A 7,887-nucleotide genomic window follows, 5' to 3' on the forward strand; every position below is an offset into this window, starting at 1 on the left:
CCACCGGATAGTTTGCCAACACATGAGCGAACACCGGCAAATCTTCCGTATGACGCAAGTTTGGGTCATAGCGAACCGTTGCAAACAACTGTTGGTGCATAGCACAGGCACCATTAGATATGGTTAATTTTTTCCCCAGGAAGGCAGCGAAGTTTTTCTTACAATCAGCAGTAATGGGCCTTGGTCTGATTTTCTCACAGGCATCTCCGCTACAGGAATAATGGCCACCGATCAGCAGCCGAGCCTGAGGGCTTTCCTGTGCACATTTCTCCAGTGCTAACAACGCCTCCGAACACATCTCGTCATCCGCATCCAGAAAAATCAACCACGGGAATCGAGCTTCCTCAATACCTCTATTACGCACCGCAGACAAACCCTGGTTAACCTGGGGTATATAACGCAGCACATCAGAATGCTGATTCTCCAGTGCCCTCATAATTTCATCGGTATTGTCGGTAGATCCATCATTGATCACCAACACCTCAAAATCAGAATAAGACTGGCTCAATACCGATTGCACCGCCCGTTCAATACAATGACCGTAGTTATAGGCAGGAATGACAACGGAAAAACCGGCACTCATATATCCTTCCCCGGGTGCGGATTAAATTGCAGAGGAAATTGAGGTGTCTTTTCATAATAGCGGCGATAAATTTTTTCGCCTTCTCGCTGACTGGCAGCCAGCAGAGCAGATTTTTCCGTCAGCACATCACGTAAAGATCGCCCACTGTACTCACGCACAAAGCGCAGAACATCTCTTCGCGTCATCCCGTACCGGGCAGTGGAGAAATACAAGCCCCCCAAATCCTTGACTCGCCATCGCTGAGGAACCGCCCCTCGCACCTGGGAACGGTGCAGATCGATCAGGAAAAGAGGCGCGCTTTCATCCCTGGCATGCACCGCAGATGCCGGCATCAAAAAGTGGGCAAGATAAAAATCACGGTGATTAATGCCTGCATCATGCATACGGCGGGCGATAGCAGCCACCCGACGAATCAGCTCGCGCTTGAACCCTACAGGCACTTCTCCTGCCTCAAGCCAGCTTTCGCCCACCTCCTCCAGGCTCAAGGTATCAGCCAGCTCATCCGTGACCAGAAACGATTCCTGACGAGACGGATTGTGGCCACGGCAGCCATACCCTGCCACCGTCATCGTATCCAGCCCTGCGGCCCGAACAGCATCAATCGCACGCACTTCTTGCATGGCGCCAAGCACAGGCAATTTCCCCTGACCCAGATTCTTGAAGATTTCACGCCATCCAATCCCGCCATGGTACTTGAGGAAATAACCTTTTCCGGCATGAAAAAAACGCAGCGTTCTGCGCCCTTCACGCTCCCGGAAAATATCCCCTTGTTGCCGGGCCGCCTGCTCAAACGGGTCCTTGCCGGCCCAGGCCGCCGCCAGATCTTCACGCAGCATCGTGCTCATTCCTGCTCCCCGTCATCGCCCGCTTCCAGTGCTGATACCGCATGCTCCACCAGGTCATAAATATCTGCACTGGCCGCAAATACCCGTCCCCGTTGCCGCCAGTCATCACGCCCCTGCATCAGAAGTGTCTTGGCTGCCAAAGCCATCATGGCAAGCGACGCATTGTCATTCATTACCTGGCCCATGGCCGCCTGCTCAATGTACGGTGAATACCCGCATGCCTTCGTGGTCAAAACCGGCAACCCAGCAATGGCAGCCTCAAGCAATACCGTCCCGGTGTTTTCCGCATAGGCGAGATGCAGCAACAAATCCGCAGACCAAAGCCACTCCGGCACATTGTCCTGCCCACCCATGAAATGCAGGCGCGACATTACACCCAACCCGCGCGCCAGCGCAGCAAAACGCTCAGGGCGGTCATCGCCCACCACAAATAGTTGCGCCTCTGGCAACTCCGCCAGCACATGAATGGCACGATCCAGGCCCTTGGTACGAAAACCGGAGCCCACAAACAACAGCATCGGTTGCTGATCAGTCAGATCCAATTTTTCCCGATGCGCCATACGCACAGACTCATAACACTGGGGCAGCACCCGGTCACGGCGAATACCTGGTGGCAAATCGATAAATCGTTGTTCGGCGGTACCGTAGTGATCCTGAAACAGGGATTTCTGTGGCGGAGAAATGGACAAAATCCGAGTGGTGCTACCCTGTGCAAAAACCGCATGTTCCATATCCAGTTTGCTGCGATAACGCGGTAACCAGGAACGCGGCCAGGAGTAACGCTCGGAAAGACAGCCATCCGCAGCATAATACCAATCCAGCCCAGGCATTTTGTTGAACCCTACTCGCAGGTCAAAATCCGCCCACAACTCACTCACCTGGCCTGCAAACTGCACGTCACGCCGGTGATTGCTGCCAGCAGTCACCGGCAGCAAATGCACAGTAATATCCTTTGGCTTTTCACCTTCCCAGGCCCGGGTAAAAATGGTGACCTGATGACCCCGTGCTACAGCGGCTTGGGCAATAGCCAACATATCCCTTTGCAACCCGCCGAAAGGGAAATACTCGAACAGCACAAACGCCAGCTTCATGAGGCCACCCGTAACAGTTGCTGCCAGACCTGCTTTGGCTTGAGGCTGCTAAAGCAAGGAGGTTCCACCCCCTTGCCCAACTCTCCCCGGTATGTGCACTTCTCCTGCACACAAGGCGCGCAAGGAAAATCCGCCGCCAATGACGAAGCACGAGCACCTTGCACCCCGGTCAGCACCGGGTCCGTTGGGCCATAAAGTGCCACACCCGGCAAACCAGCGGCCGCCGCCAGATGTGCCAAGCCGGTATCCACGGCGATAAAGGCATCCCAGCTCAACAGTTTGTCGGTAAGCGCATCCAGCCCCATTTTCGGCAGCACTGTCACTCGCTCAAGACCGGAAGCCAACCGCTCGGCGCGGGCCTTTTCTTCGTCGTTGCCCCAAGGCACATAAATGCGGTGACCTTCACTACTGGCCAACTCCAGCAACTGCCGCCAGAAAGCCTCCGGGTAATGCTTGGTGGTCCAGGTCGTGCCATGACAAAAAACCAGCTGGGCCGGGCAACTTAACGGAGTCGGCACATGACTGCGAGGCAGACCGTAATCGGGTGCAGTGTCGGGCAGAGGGTAGCCGAGCGACAGTGCGAACAACTGCCGAACCCGGGCAATGGCATGCTGGCCTCGCGCAATCGGTTGTGGATAATCCAGCACTCGGGCAGACAACCCTTCCCGTGCAGAGCTTTTATCCAAACCAAACGTGGGACCACTGGCAAGACGCGTAATGAAAGCGCTTTTCAGCAAACCCTGAGCATCAATCACCGCATCGTAGGAGGTCGCCTGAACGGCGGCTTTGAAGGCAGCCCACTCCCCGGAGCGGCGCGCTCTGATGGGATGTTTGCGCCAGCGGCGCAGGGCACAGGAAAAAGTATTGCTAACCACAGGGTGGCGGCTTGCCAGTTCGACGAAGGCTTCCTCTACAACCCAGTCCACCTGCAGCGCAGGAATCGCTGCCTGTGCATCGGTCAGTGCCGGCAGAGTGTGGATCACATCCCCCATGGAAGAGGTCTTGATCAAAAGCACACGCATTGATCAGGCGCCCCTTAACTTGAACTTACGCTCCATACGGGTCATGAGTGATCGACCCTCACTATCTGCCAGCGGCCGATCAAAGTAAGCCCTTAAAAAACGCAACCTGTCACGGGCAGAAAAACCACTCGCTCGTCTTGCCAACGTCTCCAGGTCACGCAGCCGTGGCTGCCAACGCCGATAGTGCGGCCGGCAGCGCTCCATGTCGATGAAGCGTACGTCATAGCGTTGCTGCTTATCAGACCAAGCCACAAAGATATGTTTGGGATACAAATTTTGGTGAACCAATCCACGCTCATGGAGCAACCGTACCACCGCAGCCACATCTCGTATCAACGTAAATCGACGCGCTGCCGACAACTGGTCCAGCTTCACCTGATCCAGGCTCTGGAAACCCGCCAAATTTAGGCTGACCAACATGGCTTCGTTATCTCCGCCTGAAGAATTGGCCGCAAAAAACACGGGCTCTGCCACGGGCACGCCCGCTTGCCAGCAGCGCATCAGGGCCCGGTATTCCTGATACAACGTCGTTTGTCCGGAAACAGGATGCAGCACACTGCGACGCACATAGTTGCGCTGATGCTTAATGTACACTGTCACTGGCTCACCCTCAGCGCCAATCACACTAGCCCGGAAGACTTGACTGACCCCTCTTCCTCGCTGATTAGGCTCATCGACCAGCGTTTTATCCAACGCCAACCAGTCCTTCATCGTACTCAAGCCGAGCCCATCCAGCGTCAAACGCCAGTGAGGGTGAACATAACTGCCATTCAATTCCATTTGATCACTCATCTCCAACCAGCTGCCCCAGTGCCTCAATCACCTGAGAAGGCGGTAACTGGCGCAGACAGTTCAGGTGGCCCAGCGGGCATTCACGCTCGAAACAGGGGCTACACTCCAGCCCCAATCGTACCACTGCTACCCGATCACCCAAGGGCGGCGTAAAGCCGGGAGACGTTGAGCCGTATACGGCTACCAGTGGCCGCTTCAGGGCGGCCGCAATATGCATCAGACCAGAATCATTACTGACCACCGCCATGGTCGCTGACAGCAAATCCACGGCCTGCTCCAGGGACGTGTTCCCCGCCAGCACCACCGCATGCTCATCCGCACCGTTCTCCAGTGCCCCGACGATCATATCCGCCACGGGCTGGTCTTTACCGGAACCGAAGATCCACACCTGCCCGCCACGCTCGATCCAGTGCTGGGCCACTGCGGCATAATGATGCTCTGGCCAACGCTTGGCCGGACCGAATTCAGCCCCGGGGCACAGCCCCAGCACCGGGCGGTCCAGGTTGAGATTATGCGCCGCCATGGCCCCATTGCGGGAATCGTCACTGACCTGCAAGTGTGGAGCGGTAATTTCATCCAGCCCCGGAACCGGCGCGCCTTCCGGCAATGCCAGCGCCACAAAACGCTGCACCATCAAGGGGTAGCGTTCCTTGTCCAGTTTGCGCACATCGTTGAGCAGGCCATAACGCATTTCGCCCCGCCAGCCGGTGCGCACCGGAACTTTCGCCGAAAACGGCACCAGCGCAGACTTGAGCGAATTGGGCAGCACATAACTTTGCTGATAGTGGCCGCGCAGGGATTTCCCCAATGCGTGCCGCTCACCAAGACGCAAATCGCCATGATCAAACGGCAACGCCAGCGCCTCTCGCACTTCCGGCATGCGTGACAGCAGCGGCCGGCACCAAGTCGGCGCGAGCACATCGATAGCACAATCGGGATATTGATGACGCAGTTCGGAAAACAGCGTTTGCGCCATCACCATGTCGCCGACCCAGGACGGGCCGACGACAAGGATGGCGGAGGGCGAGTCGGTAACGGTAGCCGGCATCCGCCTGCTTCAGCTCACGTAAGTGAGCCAGTCTCCGTAATCGTCATCCAGCTTGCCGCGCACCAAGTCGAAATAGACGGCCTGCAGCTGTTCCGTCACCGGGCCGCGTTTACCGGCACCAATGATACGACCATCCAGTTCACGGATCGGCATGACTTCCGCCGCAGTGCCGGTGAAGAAAGCTTCGTCGGCAATGTAGAGCTCGTCACGGGTGATACGCTTCTCGCGCACCGGATAACCACGCTCTTCTGCCAGTTGCATGATGGTTTTGCGGGTAATGCCATCCAGGCAAGAGGTCAGTTCCGGGGTGTAAATGATACCGTCGCGAACCAGGAACACATTCTCACCGGAGCCTTCCGCCACATACCCTTCGTTATCCAGCAGCAACGCCTCATCGGCACCACCGGACAGGGCTTCGTTCAGCGCCAGCATGGAGTTCATGTAGTTGCCGTTGGCTTTTGCCTTGCACATGGTGATGTTCACGTGGTGGCGGGTATAGCTGGAGGTACGCACCTTGATGCCCAGTTCCAGCGCCTCCGGCGACATGTAGGACGGCCATTCCCAGGCGGCCACCATCACGTGCACTTTCAGGTTGTGGGCACGCAGACCCATGCCTTCACTGCCGTAAAACGCCATCGGGCGCAGGTAGGCGTGGGGCAAATTATTTTCGCGAATCGCAGACAGGTGCGCCTCATTGATCTGCTCCTTGGTATAGGGCAGCTTCATGTTGAGGATATGCGCACTGTTGAAAAACCGGTCGGTGTGATCCTGCAGGCGGAAAATAGCCGGCCCTTTTGCTGTCTCATAGGCCCGCACGCCTTCGAACACGCCCATGCCGTAATGCAGGGTATGCGTCAGCACGTGAACCTTGGCCTCCTGCCAGGGAACCAGCTCGCCATCCAACCAGATAAAACCGTCTCTTACAGCCATCGACATGGCAGTGATACTCCCAGAACTAAGGACCTTTGAGCGAACGCCCTACAGGTCGAACCAATGCTTCCAGATCGTTCGCACGCCTTCACGCAAATCGCGGAATTGAGTGTCGTCGACAATGGATTTCTCTTTGCGCAACGAGGCGCGATGAGCCGCGGACCGGTAAGCCAGGTAGGCTTCCCGCAGCAGGCCGGCATCCTGAGCCGACATAATGTCCAATGCGGCCAGTGTTTCCAGCAAGCGCACATTATCGGTGAAGCGGGTGAGTTCACCGTGGGAGGAGGCCCATCTCAGAACCCCGTATTGCACCATAAATTCGATATCAACGATACCTCCCGGATCCTGCTTGAGGTGAAAAGTGTCCGGGCTTTTGTCGGCCAGGTGATCCACCATCTTGGTGCGCATGGCCAGCACGTCCTCACGGAGTTTCTCCTGCGGACGCGAATCGCACAGCACCTGATGGCGAATATCGTTAAAGCGGTTACGGGCCCGGCTGCAGCCGGCGACCACTCGGGCGCGGACCAGCGCCTGATGCTCCCAGGTCCAGGCATCATTGCGCTGGTATTTTTCGAACGCATCCATGGAGCTCACCAACAGGCCGGCACTACCGGACGGACGCAAGCGGGTATCCACCTCATAGAGCTGGCCGCTCATGGTACGCGTGCCGATGATATGCACGATGCGCTGTCCCAGGCGGGCATAGAACTGCTCATTGGAAACGGATTTTTCCCCGTCAGTCATGCCGCCGCTGGCCGCATCATGCAGGAACACCAGATCCAAATCGGAGTTATGTCCCAGCTCGATCCCCCCCAGCTTGCCGTAACCCACCACCACAAAGTCCGGGCTACAGGGCTGACCGTCATCCCGCGACGGACGCCCATGACGCTCCACCATGGGCTCCCAGGCCAACATCACCACCTGATTAAGAATGCTCTCGGCCAGCCAGGTCAGGTAATCGCTTACCTTCATCAATGGCAGCACTTCGGTCACTTCCGACGCCGCCACCCGCAGCAGATGCGCCTGCTTGAAATTACGCAGCACCTCCATCTGCTGTTCCAGGTCGTCTTCCGCTACTCGCAACAATTGCTGACGCAGCTCGTCATCCAGCTCTGCCCGCTCCGGAGGCGAGTAGAGGGTGCGCACATCAAGGAGCTCATCCAGCAATACCGGGTGGCGAGTGAGCCGCTCGGCAATCCAGGGGCTGGCGCCAGACAGCTTCACCAGCTGCGTCAGTGCACTGGGGTTTTCCACCAGCAGCGCGATGTAGGCACTGCGGCGCAGCACCGCTTCCACGAAGGCAATCAAGCGCGTGGCGGTGGTTTCCCCATGGCCTTGATAACCCAGCGCTTCGAGCATCAAAGGCATCAACCGGTCCAGCCGTTCACGGCTGATGGCTTGCATATTCTCCACCGCCCGGCTGTCGCGAAAATCACTCAACCTGCCGTAGACGGCTTCTGCGTCCTGAACGCCAATGGCATTGAGCTGGGCCGCAGCAGCGTCGTCATCCAGCTGGCCCAACCACAAATCCAGTAATTCCTGGTCCGCCCCCTGGGCGGCATCGGTTTCCTGTTCC

The 7,887-nt window shown here is 57.3% G+C and carries 8 protein-coding genes; all 8 read right to left on the reverse strand.

Annotation, left to right across the window (positions count from 1 at the left end):
• Positions 1 to 583: glycosyltransferase family A protein (locus A3754_RS05905; protein WP_063519075.1), on the reverse strand; the 583-nt coding region annotated here is incomplete at its 3' end.
• Positions 580 to 1,428 (reverse strand): lipopolysaccharide core heptose(I) kinase RfaP, encoded by an 849-nt coding sequence (rfaP, locus tag A3754_RS05910; protein ID WP_063519076.1) that lies wholly within the window; start codon positions 1,426 to 1,428, stop codon positions 580 to 582. The genes A3754_RS05905 and rfaP, both read right to left, overlap by 4 nt.
• Positions 1,425 to 2,519: a glycosyltransferase family 4 protein gene (locus tag A3754_RS05915; RefSeq protein ID WP_063519077.1), complete on the reverse strand. Its 1,095-nt coding sequence runs from the start codon at positions 2,517 to 2,519 to the stop codon at positions 1,425 to 1,427. Before A3754_RS05915 ends, rfaP begins: the two co-directional genes overlap by 4 nt.
• On the reverse strand, positions 2,516 to 3,541 hold the full coding sequence (gene waaC, locus A3754_RS05920; RefSeq protein WP_063519078.1) for a lipopolysaccharide heptosyltransferase I: 1,026 nt from the start codon (positions 3,539 to 3,541) through the stop codon (positions 2,516 to 2,518). Before waaC ends, A3754_RS05915 begins: the two co-directional genes overlap by 4 nt.
• A gap of 3 nt (positions 3,542 to 3,544) precedes the next feature.
• The gene (locus A3754_RS05925) at positions 3,545 to 4,333 is read right to left on the reverse strand and encodes a lipopolysaccharide kinase InaA family protein (RefSeq protein WP_063519079.1); all 789 of its coding nucleotides are present in this window, start codon (positions 4,331 to 4,333) and stop codon (positions 3,545 to 3,547) included.
• Positions 4,326 to 5,381 carry a lipopolysaccharide heptosyltransferase II gene (gene waaF, locus A3754_RS05930; RefSeq protein ID WP_063519080.1) on the reverse strand — a complete coding sequence of 352 codons (1,056 nt, stop codon included), beginning with the start codon at positions 5,379 to 5,381 and terminating at the stop codon, positions 4,326 to 4,328. The genes A3754_RS05925 and waaF overlap by 8 nt, the downstream gene beginning before the upstream one ends.
• Positions 5,382 to 5,390: 9 nt before the next feature.
• The gene (locus A3754_RS05935; protein ID WP_011589575.1) at positions 5,391 to 6,317 is read right to left on the reverse strand and encodes a branched-chain amino acid transaminase; all 927 of its coding nucleotides are present in this window, start codon (positions 6,315 to 6,317) and stop codon (positions 5,391 to 5,393) included.
• A gap of 42 nt (positions 6,318 to 6,359) precedes the next feature.
• Positions 6,360 to 7,887: bifunctional [glutamate--ammonia ligase]-adenylyl-L-tyrosine phosphorylase/[glutamate--ammonia-ligase] adenylyltransferase (gene glnE, locus A3754_RS05940; protein WP_082904762.1), on the reverse strand; the 1,528-nt coding region annotated here is incomplete at its 5' end.

The sequence above is a fragment of the Alcanivorax sp. HI0083 genome (genome assembly GCF_001635175.1).

Excerpts from the sequence above, each read along its gene's own strand:
- rfaP (WP_063519076.1), bottom strand. The coding sequence starts at position 1,428 with ATGAGCACGATGCTGCGTGAAGATCTGGCGGCGGCCTGGGCCGGCAAG.
- A3754_RS05915 (WP_063519077.1), bottom strand. The coding sequence starts at position 2,519 with ATGAAGCTGGCGTTTGTGCTGTTCGAGTATTTCCCTTTCGGCGGGTTG.
- waaC (WP_063519078.1), bottom strand. The coding sequence starts at position 3,541 with ATGCGTGTGCTTTTGATCAAGACCTCTTCCATGGGGGATGTGATCCAC.
- A3754_RS05925 (WP_063519079.1), bottom strand. The coding sequence starts at position 4,333 with ATGAGTGATCAAATGGAATTGAATGGCAGTTATGTTCACCCTCACTGG.
- waaF (WP_063519080.1), bottom strand. The coding sequence starts at position 5,381 with ATGCCGGCTACCGTTACCGACTCGCCCTCCGCCATCCTTGTCGTCGGC.
- A3754_RS05935 (WP_011589575.1), bottom strand. The coding sequence starts at position 6,317 with ATGTCGATGGCTGTAAGAGACGGTTTTATCTGGTTGGATGGCGAGCTG.